General features: G+C 67.5%; 9 protein-coding genes, 3 rRNA genes and 2 pseudogenes. 6 read left to right on the top strand and 8 right to left on the bottom strand.

From position 1 onward, the window contains the following. Positions 1-8: 8 nt before the first annotated feature. Positions 9-548 (bottom strand): annotated as a pseudogene (locus tag V4Y03_RS17960) (GNAT family N-acetyltransferase); the annotation flags it as partial. Positions 549-584: 36 nt separating this feature from the next. After that, positions 585-1,136: pseudogene (locus V4Y03_RS17955) on the bottom strand (GNAT family N-acetyltransferase); the annotation flags it as partial. 132 nt (positions 1,137-1,268) lie between these two features. Between V4Y03_RS17955 and V4Y03_RS17950 the strand changes: the two are divergent. The 4 genes from V4Y03_RS17950 to V4Y03_RS17935 are packed head-to-tail and all read left to right on the top strand — an operon-like array spanning position 1,269 to position 4,918. Next, positions 1,269-2,171 carry an ABC transporter ATP-binding protein gene (locus V4Y03_RS17950; protein ID WP_317875891.1) on the top strand — a complete coding sequence of 301 codons (903 nt, stop codon included), beginning with the start codon at positions 1,269-1,271 and terminating at the stop codon, positions 2,169-2,171. Next, positions 2,168-2,995 carry an ABC transporter permease gene (locus tag V4Y03_RS17945; RefSeq protein ID WP_332435558.1) on the top strand — a complete coding sequence of 276 codons (828 nt, stop codon included), beginning with the start codon at positions 2,168-2,170 and terminating at the stop codon, positions 2,993-2,995. Before V4Y03_RS17950 ends, V4Y03_RS17945 begins: the two co-directional genes overlap by 4 nt. A 13-nt stretch (positions 2,996-3,008) precedes the next feature. Next, positions 3,009-4,253: a sensor histidine kinase gene (locus V4Y03_RS17940; protein WP_332435557.1), complete on the top strand. Its 1,245-nt coding sequence runs from the start codon at positions 3,009-3,011 to the stop codon at positions 4,251-4,253. After that, complete coding sequence (locus tag V4Y03_RS17935) at positions 4,250-4,918, top strand: response regulator transcription factor (protein ID WP_317875888.1); 669 nt, start codon at positions 4,250-4,252, stop codon at positions 4,916-4,918. The genes V4Y03_RS17940 and V4Y03_RS17935 overlap by 4 nt, the downstream gene beginning before the upstream one ends. A 72-nt stretch (positions 4,919-4,990) precedes the next feature. On the opposite strand, the gene rrf is transcribed toward V4Y03_RS17935, so the two are convergent. From rrf to V4Y03_RS17915, 4 genes are all read right to left on the bottom strand, one after another. Further along, positions 4,991-5,107: ribosomal RNA gene (rrf, locus tag V4Y03_RS17930) — 5S ribosomal RNA — on the bottom strand. Positions 5,108-5,181: 74 nt separating this feature from the next. Then, positions 5,182-8,304: ribosomal RNA gene (locus tag V4Y03_RS17925) — 23S ribosomal RNA — on the bottom strand. Between the two features lie 287 nt (positions 8,305-8,591). Continuing rightward, a 16S ribosomal RNA gene (locus V4Y03_RS17920) occupies positions 8,592-10,117 on the bottom strand. The 16S, 23S and 5S rRNA genes sit together here, the layout of an rRNA operon. Positions 10,118-10,770: 653 nt before the next feature. Next, positions 10,771-11,337, bottom strand: a complete 567-nt coding sequence (locus V4Y03_RS17915; RefSeq protein ID WP_317877372.1) for a MarR family winged helix-turn-helix transcriptional regulator — start codon at positions 11,335-11,337, stop codon at positions 10,771-10,773. A 155-nt stretch (positions 11,338-11,492) separates the two neighbouring features. Between V4Y03_RS17915 and V4Y03_RS17910 the strand changes: the two genes are divergently transcribed. Next, the gene (locus V4Y03_RS17910) at positions 11,493-12,767 is read left to right on the top strand and encodes an MFS transporter (protein WP_317877373.1); all 1,275 of its coding nucleotides are present in this window, start codon (positions 11,493-11,495) and stop codon (positions 12,765-12,767) included. Between the two features lie 22 nt (positions 12,768-12,789). Here V4Y03_RS17910 and V4Y03_RS17905 read toward each other — a convergent pair whose 3' ends face one another. Then, the gene (locus V4Y03_RS17905; protein WP_332435556.1) at positions 12,790-14,499 is read right to left on the bottom strand and encodes an ATP-binding SpoIIE family protein phosphatase; all 1,710 of its coding nucleotides are present in this window, start codon (positions 14,497-14,499) and stop codon (positions 12,790-12,792) included. 106 nt (positions 14,500-14,605) lie between these two features. Further along, positions 14,606-15,970: an NAD(P)/FAD-dependent oxidoreductase gene (locus V4Y03_RS17900; RefSeq protein WP_332435555.1), complete on the bottom strand. Its 1,365-nt coding sequence runs from the start codon at positions 15,968-15,970 to the stop codon at positions 14,606-14,608. A gap of 355 nt (positions 15,971-16,325) precedes the next feature. Here V4Y03_RS17900 and V4Y03_RS17895 point away from each other — a divergent pair, with 355 nt between their 5' ends. Continuing rightward, positions 16,326-17,114, top strand: a complete 789-nt coding sequence (locus tag V4Y03_RS17895) for a TetR/AcrR family transcriptional regulator (protein WP_332435554.1) — start codon at positions 16,326-16,328, stop codon at positions 17,112-17,114. Positions 17,115-17,349: the final 235 nt, after the last annotated feature.

Raw genomic sequence — 17,349 nt, 5'->3', positions numbered from 1 at the left:
CGCCGGCCTCAGACCGGCCGCCGCAGCTCGTGCTCCAGTTCCCGCGGCTCGCCCGAGCCCAGCGTGTCCGCCCGGCCGCCCGTCGGCACGAACCCGAACCGGCGGTAGACGGCCGCCGCCCGCGCGTTCTCCTCGTGCACGAACAGCCGGACCCGCTCCACCAGCGGCGCCGGCCGCGCCCACGACCACTCCACGGCCACCCGCAGCAGCGCGTCCACCAGACCGTCGCCACGCGCCTCCGGACGCACATACACACCCACGACATCGGTCTGCGGCACCGTCACCACATCGCCGAAGAGCGTCCGCCCGTCCTCCGGCCGCTCCACCAGCACCGTCACCGTGCCGGCCCAGCGCCCGTCGGCCGCCTCGGCCACGAACTGCCGGATCCACGTGCCCCGGTCCACCGAACCGCCCTCGGCCCGCTCCTGCCAGAAGGCGTCCGGCCGGGCCTCCGCCTCCTCGTACGACTCCACGAACGCCACGGCCGCCACCGGGTCCCGCAGGGCCGCGAGCCGCAGTTCCCGCACCCGCTCCCACTCGTCGGAACGGATCGCCCGCAGCGCGTACTCCCCGTGCCGGGCGACCGGCCGCCACAGCTCGTACTCGACCTCCATCACCCTGTCCTGCCCCGGCACCGGCACCCGCACGCCCGAGGCCGTGAACCCGAACCGCCGGTAGAAGGCGTCCGCCCGCGCGTTGTCCTCGTGCACGTACAGCCGCACCCGCTCGACCGGCTCCGGCAGCGCCCAGGACCACTCCACCGCCGTCCGGAACAGCTCGTCGATCACACCCGTCCCACGGACCTCAGGACGTACGTAGACCCCGACGATGTGCGTCTGGTCGGCATTCGGCAGCGGCCCGAACGGCAGCTCGGCCCCGGTCCGTTCCACCAGGACCGATACGGTGCCGACCCAGCGCCCGTCCGGGGTCTCGGCCACGAACTGCCGCACCTTCCCGTCGCCGTCCTCCGACGCGCCCACGGCCCGCTCCCGCCAGAACTCGTCCGGGCGCTCGACGGCCGCCTCGTACGTGTCGAGGAACGCGAGATGGGCGACCGGATCCCGCAGGGCCGCCAGGCGGATTTCACGGGTCCGCTCCCACTCGTCGGCGCGGATGACACGTATCGAAAGATCCATGGCCAGATCCTCCGACGCCCCCACCCCCACCGACAAGGCCTTTTCCCCGTGGTACCCCGGTACTACGCCCGCCGCCCCGCTCCCGCCTCCGGTCGGACGCCCGGCCGCCGCCCGCTCCCTAGCGTCGAAGGCATGATCCGAGCAGAGAACCTCACCAAGAGGTACGGCGACACCACCGTCGTCCGGGACCTCAGCTTCACCGTCCACCCCGGCACCGTCACCGGCTTCCTCGGCCCCAACGGCGCCGGAAAGTCCACCACCCTCCGCATGATCCTCGGCCTCGACGCCCCCACCCGCGGCCACGCCACCGTCGACGGCCTCCCCTACGCCCGGCACGGCGCCCCGCTCACCCGTGTCGGCGCCCTCCTCGAAGCCCGCTCCGTGCACCCCGGCCGCACCGCCCACCACCACCTCACCGCCCTCGCCCACACCCACGGCATCCCCGGGGCGCGAGTCGAGCGGGTGCTCGCCCTGACCGGCCTCACCCAGGTCGCCCACAAGCGCGTGAAGGGCTTCTCGCTCGGCATGGGCCAGCGCCTCGGCATCGCCGCCGCCCTCCTCGGCGACCCGGCCACCGTCGTCCTCGACGAACCGGTCAACGGCCTCGACCCCGAGGGCGTCCTCTGGATCCGCACCCTCCTCAGGTCGCTGGCCGCCGAGGGCCGTACCGTCCTCGTCTCCTCGCACCTGATGAGCGAAATGGCCCTGACCGCCGACCACCTGATCGTCATCGGCAAGGGCCGGCTCCTCGCCGACACCACGGTCGACGCACTCGTCCGCACCTCCGGCGGCACCTCCGTCAGGGTCGTCACCCCCGAGGCCGACCGGCTGCGCGCCCTGCTGCCGGGCGCCGGAATCACCGTCGATGCCCCCGACACCCTTCTCGTCACCGGCCCGGACGCCCCGGAGATCGGCCGCACGGCCGCCGCCCACGGCGTCCCCCTCCATGAACTCACCCCGCAGGCACCGTCCCTGGAGCAGGCGTTCATGGCCCTCACCCACGACTCCGTCGAGTACCAGGGAGCCCCCGCATGACGACCACCGCCAACCCCGAGGTCACCCCCGGAACCACCCCGACGTCCCCCGGCACCGGGACCGGGACCGTCACGCTCGCCCGCGTCGTCCACTCCGAGTGGCACAAACTCCGGACCCTCCGCTCCACCTGGATCACGGTCCTCACCGCCGCCGCCCTCGTCCTCGGCGTCGGCATCCTCATGGGCACCACCTACACCTCAGACGGCGGCGACTCCGACGTCGACACCGTCGTCCTCACCCTCTACGGCTCCCAGCTCGGCGCCATCGCCCTCGCCGTCCTCGGCATCCTCGTCACGGCCGGCGAGTACGCGACCGGCACGATCCGCGCCACCCTCACCGCCGTCCCCACCCGGCTGCCCGTCCTGTGGGCGAAGGCCGCCGTCTTCACCGGCGCCGTCCTCACCGTCACCTTCGTCACCAACCTGCTGACCTTCCTCACCGCACAGCTCTTCCTCTCCGACACCGACCAGGCCGCCTCCCTCACCGACGACGGCGTCCTCGCCGCCCTCGCGGGCAACGCCGCAGGCCTCACCCTCCTCGGCATCGTCGCCCTCGGCCTCGGCGCGGCCCTCCGCTCGGTCCCGGGCGCGATCGGCGCCTTCGTCGGCGGGGTCCTGATCGTCCCCGAGATCCTCGGGATGCTCCCCTACGGGGCGATGGAGACGGCCGTCCGGTACTTCCCCACCCAGGCGGCCGGCGTCCTCGGCTCCGCCACCCCGCTGCCGGACGCCCCCTCCCCCGGCGCCGCACTCCTCGCCCTGCTCCTGTGGGCGGCGGCGGCACTCGCGGTCCCCGCGCTGTTGCTCAAGCGCCGCGACGTATGAGGATGATGACGGGGTGACCACGCACACCACGGGAGCCACGGGCCTCAGCGGACGCGTCCAGCACCTGCTCACCCGGGTCCGCGCCGCCGACGCCCGCCGCCCCTGGGTCTGGGACGCCGCCCTGACCCTCTTCTGGACAGGGGCGGCGCTCGTGGACGCGTCCGGCGGCTGGCGGAACACCGCCCCCGACCCGACCGTCCCCGCCTGGCAGGTGGTCGTCCTCAGTCTGGGGCTCGCCCTCCCCCTCTGCCTGCGCCGCCGCCGGCCCATGGCCGCCCTCACCGTGATGGCCTGCGCGGCCCTCGGCAGCGCCGTCTCGGGCGCCTTCCTCCAGGCCGTGTACCTCCAGCTGATTCCGCTCTTCCACCTCGCGCTGGTACGCCGGCCCCGCACCCTGCTCCGGGCCCTGGCCCTGCTCCTGCCGCCGCTCGTGACGGGCGCCCTCCTGTACCCGCGCGGCAGCTGGGACCAGCACGTCGTCCCCACCCTGTCGACCTACGCGCTCGTCTCCCTCCTCGGCATCGTCGTCCGCTCCCGCAGGGACCACAACGCCGGTCTCGTCGACCGGGCCCGCCGTCTGGAGATCGAACGCGACCAGGAGGTCCGGCTCGCGGCGGCGGCCGAACGCACCCGTATCGCCCGCGAGATGCACGACATCATCGGCCACAACCTCTCGGTCATCACCGGCCTCGCGGACGGCGGCCGCTACGCGGCGGCCAAGAACCCCGAGCGTGCTGCCCAGGCCCTCGACGCCATCGGCACGACGAGCCGCGAGGCCCTCGCCGAACTCCGCCGCCTGCTCGGCGTCCTGCGCGACGACGAGCAGGAGGCGGCCCGCGACCCCCAGCCGACCCTCGCCGCCCTCGACACCCTGATCACGGGCGTACGCAAGGCAGGCCTGCCGGTCCGGTACGAGGTCCACGACGACGAGCCGACCGCCCGACTCCTCACACCAGGCGCCCAGCTGACGGTCTACCGGGTCGTCCAGGAGGCCCTGACCAATACTCTGAAACACGCGGGCGGTGGCGCGAGGGCGACCGTTCTGCTGACGTACACCGCACGGGAGGCAAGGGTGGAGATCACGAACACGGGCACGCACCCGACCACTCCGGCAGCCGCGGTCTCCTCACCGGGCCAGGGGCTCACGGGCATGCGGGAACGCGCGGCCCTCTACGACGGCACACTCGACAGCGGCCCGCTGCCGACCGGCGGCTGGCAGGTCAGACTCCGGCTCCCCCGGGAGGAATCCCCCTCGTGACGACCGTTCTCATCGCCGACGACCAGCCGATGCAGCGCTTCGGCTTCCGCATGCTGCTGGAGAGCCAGGACGACATGACGGTCGTCGGGGAGGCCTCGAACGGCACCGAGGCGATCCGTCTGGTCGACCGGCACCACCCCGACGTCGTCCTCATGGACGTCCGGATGCCCGGCCTCGACGGCATCGAGGCCACCCGCCGCATCATCGCGACCGGCGCCCGCAGCCGAATCCTGATCGTCACGACCTTCGACCTCGACGAGTACGCCTACGACGGCCTGCGCGCCGGCGCCAGCGGCTTCCTGGTGAAGGACGCCGAGCCGGAAGAGCTGCTGGCCGGCATCCGCGCGGTGGCGAGCGGGGACGCGGTCGTCGCCCCGAGCCTCACCCGGCGCCTCCTGGACGCGTACATCCACCACCTGCCGCAGTCCCCCACGGCGGATCCCCGCCCGGAGGACCCCCGTCTCGTCTCCCTGACGGAGCGGGAACGCGAGATCCTCACGGTCATCGGCCAGGGCTGGACGAACACGGAGATCGCCGAACGTCTCCATCTCGCGGAATCGACGGTGAAGACCCATGTGGGCCGCATCCTGTCGAAGACGGGCGCCCGGGACCGGGTCCAAGCGGTGATCCTGGCCTACGACACCGAGCTGGTCACGCCGGCCTGACCCGATGGGGTTCCGGCCCGTAAACGCAGAAAAGCCCCGCACCATAAGGTGCGGGGCTTTCCCACAATGATTGTTCGGCGGCGTCCTACTCTCCCACAGGGTCCCCCCTGCAGTACCATCGGCGCTGAAAGGCTTAGCTTCCGGGTTCGGAATGTAACCGGGCGTTTCCCTAACGCTATGACCACCGAAACTCTATGAAGTTAACCAACCGGATATCGGCACAGTTCGTTACTTCAGAACTAACACAGTGGACGCGAGCAACTGAGGACAAGCCCTCGGCCTATTAGTACCGGTCAGCTCCACCCATTACTGGGCTTCCACATCCGGCCTATCAACCCAGTCGTCTACTGGGAGCCTTACCCTCTCAAGGAGGTGGGAATACTCATCTCGAAGCAGGCTTCCCGCTTAGATGCTTTCAGCGGTTATCCCTCCCGAACGTAGCCAACCAGCCATGCCCTTGGCAGGACAACTGGCACACCAGAGGTTCGTCCGTCCCGGTCCTCTCGTACTAGGGACAGCCCTTCTCAATATTCCTACGCGCGCAGCGGATAGGGACCGAACTGTCTCACGACGTTCTAAACCCAGCTCGCGTACCGCTTTAATGGGCGAACAGCCCAACCCTTGGGACCGACTCCAGCCCCAGGATGCGACGAGCCGACATCGAGGTGCCAAACCATCCCGTCGATATGGACTCTTGGGGAAGATCAGCCTGTTATCCCCGGGGTACCTTTTATCCGTTGAGCGACGGCGCTTCCACAAGCCACCGCCGGATCACTAGTCCCGACTTTCGTCCCTGCTCGACCCGTCGGTCTCACAGTCAAGCTCCCTTGTGCACTTACACTCAACACCTGATTGCCAACCAGGCTGAGGGAACCTTTGGGCGCCTCCGTTACCCTTTGGGAGGCAACCGCCCCAGTTAAACTACCCATCAGACACTGTCCCTGATCCGGATCACGGACCGAGGTTAGACATCCAGCACGACCAGAGTGGTATTTCAACGGCGACTCCACAACCACTGGCGTGGCTGCTTCAAAGTCTCCCACCTATCCTACACAAGCCGAACCGAACACCAATATCAAACTGTAGTAAAGGTCCCGGGGTCTTTCCGTCCTGCTGCGCGAAACGAGCATCTTTACTCGTAGTGCAATTTCACCGGGCCTATGGTTGAGACAGTCGAGAAGTCGTTACGCCATTCGTGCAGGTCGGAACTTACCCGACAAGGAATTTCGCTACCTTAGGATGGTTATAGTTACCACCGCCGTTTACTGGCGCTTAAGTTCTCAGCTTCGCCACACCGAAATGTGACTAACCGGTCCCCTTAACGTTCCAGCACCGGGCAGGCGTCAGTCCGTATACATCGCCTTACGGCTTCGCACGGACCTGTGTTTTTAGTAAACAGTCGCTTCTCGCTGGTCTCTGCGGCCACCCCCAGCTCAGAGTGCAAGACTCATCACCAGACGTGGCCCCCCTTCTCCCGAAGTTACGGGGGCATTTTGCCGAGTTCCTTAACCATAGTTCACCCGAACGCCTCGGTATTCTCTACCTGACCACCTGAGTCGGTTTAGGGTACGGGCCGCCATGAAACTCGCTAGAGGCTTTTCTCGACAGCATAGGATCATCCACTTCACCACAATCGGCTCGGCATCAGGTCTCAGGCTATGTGCTGTCCGGATTTACCTGGACAACGCCCTACACCCTTACCCCGGGACTACCACCGCCCGGGCTGGACTACCTTCCTGCGTCACCCCATCGCTTACCTACTACCACCTTGGATCAGCGGCTCCACCACTTTCCTTTCCCCGAAGGGTCCGGAACGGCTTCACGGCCTTAGCATTAATGGATTCGATACTGGGCGTTTCAAAGCGGGTACCGGAATATCAACCGGTTGTCCATCGACTACGCCTGTCGGCCTCGCCTTAGGTCCCGACTTACCCTGGGCAGATCAGCTTGACCCAGGAACCCTTAGTCAATCGGCGCACACGTTTCTCACGTGTGTATCGCTACTCATGCCTGCATTCTCACTCGTGAACCGTCCACAACTCGCTTCCGCGGCTGCTTCACCCGGCACACGACGCTCCCCTACCCATCACAGCGCCCGTTGGGGCTCATGCTGCAATGACACGACTTCGGCGGTACGCTTGAGCCCCGCTACATTGTCGGCGCGGAATCACTTGACCAGTGAGCTATTACGCACTCTTTCAAGGGTGGCTGCTTCTAAGCCAACCTCCTGGTTGTCTCTGCGACTCCACATCCTTTCCCACTTAGCGTACGCTTAGGGGCCTTAGTCGATGCTCTGGGCTGTTTCCCTCTCGACCATGGAGCTTATCCCCCACAGTCTCACTGCCGTGCTCTCACTTACCGGCATTCGGAGTTTGGCTAAGGTCAGTAACCCGGTAGGGCCCATCGCCTATCCAGTGCTCTACCTCCGGCAAGAAACACACGACGCTGCACCTAAATGCATTTCGGGGAGAACCAGCTATCACGGAGTTTGATTGGCCTTTCACCCCTAACCACAGGTCATCCCCCAGGTTTTCAACCCTGGTGGGTTCGGTCCTCCACGAAGTCTTACCTCCGCTTCAACCTGCCCATGGCTAGATCACTCCGCTTCGGGTCTTGAGCGCGCTACTGAATCGCCCTGTTCGGACTCGCTTTCGCTACGGCTTCCCCACACGGGTTAACCTCGCAACGCACCGCAAACTCGCAGGCTCATTCTTCAAAAGGCACGCAGTCACGACCCATTGAGTAAACTCAATGAGCGACGCTCCCACGGCTTGTAGGCACACGGTTTCAGGTACTATTTCACTCCGCTCCCGCGGTACTTTTCACCATTCCCTCACGGTACTATCCGCTATCGGTCACCAGGGAATATTTAGGCTTAGCGGGTGGTCCCGCCAGATTCACACGGGATTTCTCGGGCCCCGTGCTACTTGGGTGTCTCTCAAACGAGCCGTTAATGTTTCAGCTACGGGGGTCTTACCCTCTACGCCGGACCTTTCGCATGTCCTTCGCCTACATCAACGGTTTCTGACTCGTCTCACAGCCGGCAGACTGTGAAAGAGAGATCCCACAACCCCGCATGCGCAACCCCTGCCGGGTATCACACGCATACGGTTTGGCCTCATCCGGTTTCGCTCGCCACTACTCCCGGAATCACGGTTGTTTTCTCTTCCTGAGGGTACTGAGATGTTTCACTTCCCCTCGTTCCCTCCACATGCCCTATGTGTTCAGGCATGGGTGACAGCCCATGACGACTGCCGGGTTTCCCCATTCGGAAACCCCCGGATCAAAGCCTGGTTGACGGCTCCCCGGGGACTATCGTGGCCTCCCACGTCCTTCATCGGTTCCTGGTGCCAAGGCATCCACCGTGCGCCCTTAAAAACTTGGCCACAGATGCTCGCGTCCACTGTGTAGTTCTCAAGCAACGACCAGCCACCCATCACCCTGATCCATAAGAACCAAGTTCACTGGGGCCGGCATCGCGAAGATACAAACCTTACGGCCGTACCCTCAGATACCCAACAACGTGCCAAGCACGACCCGTCGCATCATCATCACGTTCCACGCCGAAGCAGTACTTGTGAGGTGATCCTCGAGATCGTGCCAACTAATCAACGTTCCACCCATGAGCTGACCGTGCAGAACGTTTGTCTGCAATCGGTACTGTGCTCCTTAGAAAGGAGGTGATCCAGCCGCACCTTCCGGTACGGCTACCTTGTTACGACTTCGTCCCAATCGCCAGTCCCACCTTCGACAGCTCCCTCCCACAAGGGGTTGGGCCACCGGCTTCGGGTGTTACCGACTTTCGTGACGTGACGGGCGGTGTGTACAAGGCCCGGGAACGTATTCACCGCAGCAATGCTGATCTGCGATTACTAGCAACTCCGACTTCATGGGGTCGAGTTGCAGACCCCAATCCGAACTGAGACCGGCTTTTTGAGATTCGCTCCGCCTCGCGGCATCGCAGCTCTTTGTACCGGCCATTGTAGCACGTGTGCAGCCCAAGACATAAGGGGCATGATGACTTGACGTCGTCCCCACCTTCCTCCGAGTTGACCCCGGCGGTCTCCTGTGAGTCCCCATCACCCCGAAGGGCATGCTGGCAACACAGGACAAGGGTTGCGCTCGTTGCGGGACTTAACCCAACATCTCACGACACGAGCTGACGACAGCCATGCACCACCTGTATACCGACCACAAGGGGGGCACTATCTCTAATGCTTTCCGGTATATGTCAAGCCTTGGTAAGGTTCTTCGCGTTGCGTCGAATTAAGCCACATGCTCCGCTGCTTGTGCGGGCCCCCGTCAATTCCTTTGAGTTTTAGCCTTGCGGCCGTACTCCCCAGGCGGGGAACTTAATGCGTTAGCTGCGGCACCGACGACGTGGAATGTCGCCAACACCTAGTTCCCAACGTTTACGGCGTGGACTACCAGGGTATCTAATCCTGTTCGCTCCCCACGCTTTCGCTCCTCAGCGTCAGTAATGGCCCAGAGATCCGCCTTCGCCACCGGTGTTCCTCCTGATATCTGCGCATTTCACCGCTACACCAGGAATTCCGATCTCCCCTACCACACTCTAGCCTGCCCGTATCGGATGCAGACCCGGGGTTAAGCCCCGGGCTTTCACACCCGACGTGACAAGCCGCCTACGAGCTCTTTACGCCCAATAATTCCGGACAACGCTTGCGCCCTACGTATTACCGCGGCTGCTGGCACGTAGTTAGCCGGCGCTTCTTCTGCAGGTACCGTCACTTTCGCTTCTTCCCTGCTGAAAGAGGTTTACAACCCGAAGGCCGTCATCCCTCACGCGGCGTCGCTGCATCAGGCTTTCGCCCATTGTGCAATATTCCCCACTGCTGCCTCCCGTAGGAGTCTGGGCCGTGTCTCAGTCCCAGTGTGGCCGGTCGCCCTCTCAGGCCGGCTACCCGTCGTCGCCTTGGTAGGCCATTACCCCACCAACAAGCTGATAGGCCGCGGGCTCATCCTTCACCGCCGGAGCTTTTAACCAGCTCCCATGCAGGAGCCGGTGTTATCCGGTATTAGACCCCGTTTCCAGGGCTTGTCCCAGAGTGAAGGGCAGATTGCCCACGTGTTACTCACCCGTTCGCCACTAATCCACCCCGAAGGGCTTCATCGTTCGACTTGCATGTGTTAAGCACGCCGCCAGCGTTCGTCCTGAGCCAGGATCAAACTCTCCGTGAATGTTTACCCGTAATCGGGTCACACTCGCGTTGAGCGGGACAGTCAGGCCGGAATAAGGCCGACTGTCCACAGCGTCCTCGCTGTGTATGTTGCCTGCTGACCACGAGGGCCGGCAGGACTTTCAAAGGAACCCTGCCATCCGAAGATGGACGGGGTATCAACTAATCTGGCGTTGATTTTTGGCACGCTGTTGAGTTCTCAAGGAACGGACGCTTCCTTTGTACTCACCCTCGCGGGCTTTCCTCCGGGCTTCCCTTCGGTCTTGCGTTTCCGACTCTATCAGATCTTTCCGATCCGATTTCCTCGGTGCTTTCCGGTCCCTTTTGCTTTCGCTCCGGGCCCTTCCGGCGGTTCCGACTCTATCAGATCCTTTCGGCGTCTGATTCCCAGTCAGCGGGGTTTGTCTTTCCGGCTGTTGGGCCGTTCCGACGTCTCAAACTCTAGCGGATTTCCCCGGCGACTCATAATCGAGCCATTCGAAATGAATTTCGGCATGCCGAAATTCGTCCCGGTGGGGAGATCGTGCGGAGTAGAGGTGCCGCTATCAGCGGCGGAGTGGTTGTCGAAGAACCGTTCCGGCTCTGTGACAACTCGGAGAACACTACGCATCCGGCAGGGGTGTGTCAACCCCCTGCCGGTGAGGGCCCGAGGGCTCAGTCCAGGTCGGTCAGCCGGCCGCCGGCGTCCGGCTGCGTCAGCTCCACGCGGCGGAGGAGACGGATGAGGACTTCGCCGAGGACTGCCTTCTCCTCGCCCGTGAGGTCCTGGAGCAGGTCCTCCTCGAAGTCCGTGGCCATGCGCATGGCCTCCAGCCACTTCGAGCGGCCCTCGTCGGTCAGCTCGACGATCACGCGGACGCGGTTGTTCTCGTCGCGGTCGCGGGTGACCAGGCCTTCGCCCGCCATCCGGTCGATGCGGTGGGTCATCGCGGCCGGGGTGAGGCCCAGCCGCTTGGCCAGCTCGCCGGGGCCGAGCCGATAGGGCTCGCCGGCCAGGACCAGGGTCTTGAGGACTTCCCACTCCGCGTTGCTGATGCCGAGGTCGACGAGCTGGCGTCCGTACGCCACGTTCATCCGCCGGTTCAGCCGCCCGAGGGCGGAGACGACCTTCTCGACCTGGGGGTCGAGGTCGCGGAACTCGCGCTGATAGGCGGCGATCTGCTCGTCGAGGCTCGGCTCCTGGAGGGCCTGCGGGCCGGACCGCTCGGGGTTGTCGGACATGCAGGCGAGTATCCCACGGGCCCCGTTGGCATTGAAGTCCTTCGGTGTGTACTGTTAAGGGTCGAACTTTAGTGTTGAAGTCTTCAAGGTTCAGGGGTACACCTCTGAACCTGCGACCGAAGTGGGTGAGTGTGACCAAGGCGAGGGGCGCAGCGATGCGCCGTATTCAGGCAGGCAGCGCGCTGAGCGCGTTCGGACTCGGCTTCACCGTGCCGTACCTCTATGTGTACGTGGCGCAGGTGCGGGATCTGGGCGCCGCGACGGCGGGCATCGTCCTGGCCGTCTTCGCCATGGCCGCCCTGGTGGTGCTGCCCTTCAGCGGGCGGACCATCGACCGGCGCGGGCCCGTTCCGGTGCTGCTGGTGGCCTCGGTGGTCGCCGCCGTCGGCGCGGTGGCGATGGGCTTCGCGTCCAGCGTGCCCGCGGCCGTGGGTGCGGCGGCGCTGCTCGGTGCCGGTACGGCCGTGCTCCAGCCGGCCCTCGCCACGATGATCGTCTGGTGCTCGACGCCCGTCGGCCGCACCCGGGCGTTCGCCATGCAGTTCTTCCTGCAGAACCTGGGGCTCGGTGTCGGTGGTCTGATCGGCGGTCTGCTGGTCGACACGAGCCGGCCGGGCAGCTTCATCCTGCTGTTCTCGATCGAGGCGGCGATGTTCCTGGTCCTGGCGGCGATCGTCGGGACCGTGCGGATGCCGGGGTCCCCCGCGCTCCAGGGCGCCCGTCCCGCCGAGGGCGGCAAGGGCGGCGGCGTCCGCGCGCTGCTCCAGCACAAGGCGATGGTGCAGCTCTGCGTCCTCGGCTTCGTCCTCTTCTTCGCCTGTTACGGACAGTTCGAGTCGGGTCTCGCCGCTTACGGCACCGAGGCCGCCGGCATCCAGCCGTCGACGCTCGGGATCGCGCTCGCCGCCAACACCGCGGTGATCGTCGCCGCCCAGTTCCTGGTGCTGAAGTTCGTCGAGCGCAGGAAGCGGAGCCGGGTGATCGCGGCCGTGGGTCTGATCTGGACCGTGGCCTGGCTGATCGCCGGGTACGCGGGTCTCGGGCACGGCAGCCAGGCCATGGCGACGGCGGCCTTCGTCTCCACGTACGCCCTCTTCGGGCTCGGTGAGGCGATGCTGTCGCCGACCGTCGCGCCGCTGGTGGCCGATCTGGCGCCGGAGTCGATGGTCGGGCAGTACAACTCGGCGTTCGCGCTGGTCAAGCAGCTGGCGCTGGCCGTCGGTCCGGCGGTGGGCGGGCCCATGGGGGCCGCGCTGCACGGTCCGTACATCGTGACCTTCGTGCTCTTCTCGCTCGGCATCACGTTCCTCGCCGTGCGGCTGGGCAAGCAGCTGACCCCGGAGCAGAACCAGCCCTCGCTGGCCCTCAAGCCGTCGAAGGTGGTCGCCCGGCACGAGCCGGTCCGCGAGAGCGAGACCGCCTCCGCCTAGGGCCTGATCCCGAGGACCGGCCCTAGGCCTGGGCCGGCTGGGCCGGCAGGGCGAACTCGCACCAGACCGCTTTGCCGCCGCCCGGTGTGCGGCGGCTCCCCCAGGACGAGGCGATCGTCGCGATGATCGAGATCCCGCGACCCGCCTCGTCCTCCGTTTCCGCCCTGCGGCGGCGCGGCAGGTGGTCGTCGCCGTCCGTCACCTCGATGATCAGGCGGCGGTCGGTGCGGCGCAGCCGCAGCCGCATCGGCGGGGTGCCGTGCTGGAGTGAGTTCGCCACCAGCTCGCTGGTGGCGAGGACGCCCAGGTCACGCAGTTCCACGGGGAAGCGCCAGGACGACAGGACCCCGGAGGCGAAGGCACGCGCGCGTGGCGCGGCCTCGACCCCGCCGAGGAGTTCCAGGGCGGCGTTGTGGAAGAGCTCCGCGTCCGCTCCCTCTCGGGAGGGGTGCTGGACCACCAGGACGGCCACGTCGTCGTCGTGCTCGGCGGTGACCCCCAGCGAGCGCAGCAGCCGGTCGCAGACCACCTGCGGGGTGCCGCTGGCGCCCGAGAGGGCGCGGGCGAGCGCGGCGACGCCCTCGTCGATGTCCTCGTGGCGCCGCTCCACCAGGCCGTCGGTGTAGAGGACGGCGGTCGAGCCGGGCGGCAGGGCGATCGAGCCCGAGGCGTGCAGCCAGCCGCCGGTACCGAGCGGCGGGCCGGTCGGGTCCTCGGCGCGGCGGACGCTGCCGTCCTCGTCCCTGACGAGGAACGGGAGGTGGCCGGCGGAGGCGTAGACCAGCTTTCCCTCGCTGGGGTCGTGGATCGCGTACACACAGGTGGCGATCTGGCTGGCGTCGATCTCGGCGGCCAGGCCGTCGAGGAGCTGGAGCACCTCGTGCGGGGGCAGGTCCAGGCGCGCGTAGGCCCGGACGGCGGTGCGGAGCTGGCCCATGACGGCGGCGGCGCGCACCCCTCGGCCCATCACGTCCCCGATGACGAGCGCGGTGCGTCCCGCGCCGAGGGTGATCACGTCGTACCAGTCGCCGCCGACGGCCGCGTCGGTGCCGCCGGGCTGGTAGGTGGCGGCGATCCGCAGGTCGTCGGGCTGTTCGAGTTCCTGCGGGAGCAGGGAGCGCTGGAGGGTGACCGCGGTCTCGCGGTGGCGGCGCTCGCTGGTCCGCAGCCGCTCGGCGGCCTCGGCGTGGTCGGTGACGTCGGCGGCGTGGACGAGGACCCCTCCGCCGTCGAGGTGGGGGCTCTCCACGGGCAGGCACGTGACCGTGTACGAGCCGCCTTCCTGGGTGCGGCGGGACTTCACCGTGCGGGGCTTGCCGCTGCGCAGCACCTGGTCCATGAGGGGCAGCAGGCCGAGCTCCTCCGCCTCCGGGCAGGTGTCGGCGACGACGGCGCCCGCGGGGCGCGGGCCGAAGGCCGCGGCGTAGGCGTCGTTCACGTACGCGATGCGGTGCTCCGGGCCGTACACCAGGGCGACCAGGCCGGGGAGGCGGCCGAGCAGCTCCCGTACGGAGAAGTCCTCCAGGGCGGGGACGCCGACGGCCCCGTCGGGGTCGGCGGCCTCGCCCAACTCGGCGGTCCCGCCGGTCCCGGCCGCGTCGGCGGCGTCGCTGATGAGTCGCCCCAGCTGCCGCGCGTACTCACCGCGGGCGGCGGGCACTGAGCCTTCGGTCGCCCGCGCCGCGCGGCGCTGTGTGCCGGGGAGCCGGGCGCTCCAACGGGTGAAGTTCACGGATCTCTATGCCTCGTGGTGTCGGTGCCGTGCAGAGTCACGCTGTGCAGGTATGAGCCCACCTATGGTCACACGTCCAGTGGGGACGAGTGCACTGACAGTGATGTCAGGACGACGGCTTGTCGCCGGGGCCCGGTGGTGGTGCAGCGGCGAGTTCGAATTCGGCGCGGGGGTGTTCCAGCGAGCCGAGGGAGACGATCTCCCGTTTGAACAGGCCGGACAGGGTCCATTCGGCGAGCACCCGGGCCTTGCGGTTGAAGGTGGGCACCCGGCTGAGGTGATAGGCGCGGTGTATGAGCCAGGCCGGATATCCCTTGAGTTTCCGTCCGTAGACGTGGGCGACGCCCTTGTGCAGGCCGAGGGAGGCGACGGAGCCGGCGTACGCGTGCGCGTACTCCTTGGCCGGGCGGCCTCTCAGCGAGGCGGCGACGTTCTCGGCGAGGGCCTTGGCCTGGCGGACGGCGTGCTGGGCGTTGGGGGCGCACTCCCTGCCGGCCACGTCCGAGGTGAGGTCGGGGACGGCGGCGGCGTCGCCGGCCGCCCAGGCGTGCTCGACGCCCTCGACGGAGAGCCGGGCGGTGCAGCGGAGCCGGCCGCGCTCGTTCAGCGGGAGGTCGGTCGCGGCGAGGACGGGGGCGGGCCTGACCCCGGCGGTCCACACGACGGTTCGGGTGGGCAGGCGGGTGCCGTCGCTGAGGACGGCGACCCGGTCCTCGCAGGATTCGAGGCGGGTCTCCAGGCGTACGTCGATGTTGCGGCCCCGCAGCTCGCGCACGGCGTACCGGCCCATCTCCTCGCCCACCTCGGGCAGGATGCGGTCCGAGGCCTCGACGAGGATCCATCGCAGGTCCTCGGGCTTGACGTTGTGGTGGTACCGCGCCGTGTACCGGGCCATGTCCTCCAACTCGGCGAGCGCCTCCACGCCCGCGTACCCCCCGCCGACGAAGACGAAGGTGAGGGCGGCGTCGCGGAGCGCGGGGTCCCGGGTCGAGGAGGCGATGTCCATCTGTTCGATGACGTGGTTGCGCAGCCCGATGGCCTCCTCGACGGTCTTGAACCCGATGCCGTGGTCGAGGAGGCCGGGGACCGGGAGGGTGCGGGAGACCGAGCCGGGCGCGAGGACCAGCTCGTCGTACGTGAGGTCGATGGTGCCGGTGCCCTCCTCGGCGCTCGCGAGGGTGGTGAGGGTCGCGGTGCGCTTGGCGTGGTCGACGGACAGGACCTCGCCGATGACGATCCGGCAGCGGTCCAGGACCCGGCGGAGCGGCACCACGACATGGCGCGGGGAGATCGAGCCGGCCGCGGCCTCGGGCAGGAACGGCTGGTACGTCATGTACGGCTCGGGGGTGACCACCACGATCTCGACGGCGGCGGCTCTGAGCTCGGCCCTGAGCTGCCGCTGGAGGCGCAGCGCGGTGTACATGCCGACGTAGCCACCGCCGACCACGAGAATGCGCGCAGGTTCGGTCACTGTCCCATGACGCACCTCCGTCCGTTGTTTGTCCACAGGCTCGGCAAATTGTGTGACCGGAGAGGTACGGAGGCGTGGGGTGGCGCGCGAACCGGGTGCGGAGACAACCCCGCAGGTCACAGCGGGTGCGGGGGTCCGGGTGGGGGGTCGGAATCGGGAGTGATCCGGTCCTTGCTCCGATCGGGGGGCGCACCGTACGGAACTTCCCCTTCTGAATTGACTCCGACTCAACTATGTTCGTACTTCGTCGGGGTGTCGGATGGGAGCGCGTGGACCGCTGCGCTCGTCGGCCGAAAAACCCCGTTTTCAGGGCGGGGAGTCTCCGGGGGGAGACATCATGAGCGGGGGAACGCTTATGCAGATTCAGGATTCACGCTGGCAGTCGGGCGCCGGGACGGCGACCGTCGACGACGGGCTCCACGCGGGCACCGGCGGCGCCGAGGCGCGCAACGGCGCGGTGCTCGGCAGTCGGTCGGCGCCGCTGCGGGTGGACGCCCAGCGCAATCTGGAGCACGTCCTGCGCGCCGCCCGCGAGGTGTTCGGCGAGCTGGGCTACGGGGCTCCGATGGAGGACGTGGCGCGCCGCGCCCGTGTCGGCGTCGGCACCGTCTACCGGCGCTTCCCCAGCAAGGACGTGCTGGTGCGACGGATAGCCGAGGAGGAGACCTCCCGGCTGACCGAGCAGGCGCGGGCCGCGCTGGGCCAGGAGGACGAGCCGTGGTCGGCGCTCTCCCGGTTCCTGCGGACCTCGGTGGCCTCGGGCGCGGGGCGTCTCCTGCCGCCGCAGGTACTGCGGGTGCGCGTGGACGACGCCGTGGTGCTGCCCTTCGGTGAGGACCAGGACGACGCCGCGCGGGTTCCGTCCCAGCGGGGTCTCGCCGAGCAGGCCGACGCGCGCGTGGTCGCGCCGCGGGCCGTACCGGCCGAGGAGCGGGACGACGCGGGCGCCTCGGAACTCCTGGAGGTCGTGGGCCGGCTCGTCGACCGGGCGCGTGAGGCGGGTGAGCTGCGGGCCGATGTGACCGTGGCGGACGTCCTCCTCGTCATCGCCACCGCCGCGCCGGCGCTGCCGGACGCGGTGCAGCAGGCGGCGGCCTCGACGCGACTCCTCGATATCCTTCTCGAGGGGCTGCGCTCCCGGTAGGCACCTGTGGCCCGGGCTTCGGCTCGGGGCCGCGGCTTCGGCCCGTGACCCCGGCTTCGCCCGGGGCCGCGCTCCCCTGGTCCGGGCGAACCAACGAGCATGACACGAACGTGTGAGCGGTTACGCCCGGATACACGAAGTCGCCCCGGACGAGTGGTAAGTGCACGCGGCGCTTCGGCGTGCCCGCGCTCTGTGGCAGGCTTGGCCAGTGTTCGGGTCTGGGCGTGCGTACGGG

Origin of the sequence: Streptomyces sp. P9-A4 (assembly GCF_036634195.1) — a bacterium.
Classification (GTDB): Bacteria; Actinomycetota; Actinomycetes; order Streptomycetales; family Streptomycetaceae; genus Streptomyces.
Note: the sequence above shows the minus strand (reverse complement) of the source record. Positions and strands in the feature narration are given on the sequence as shown.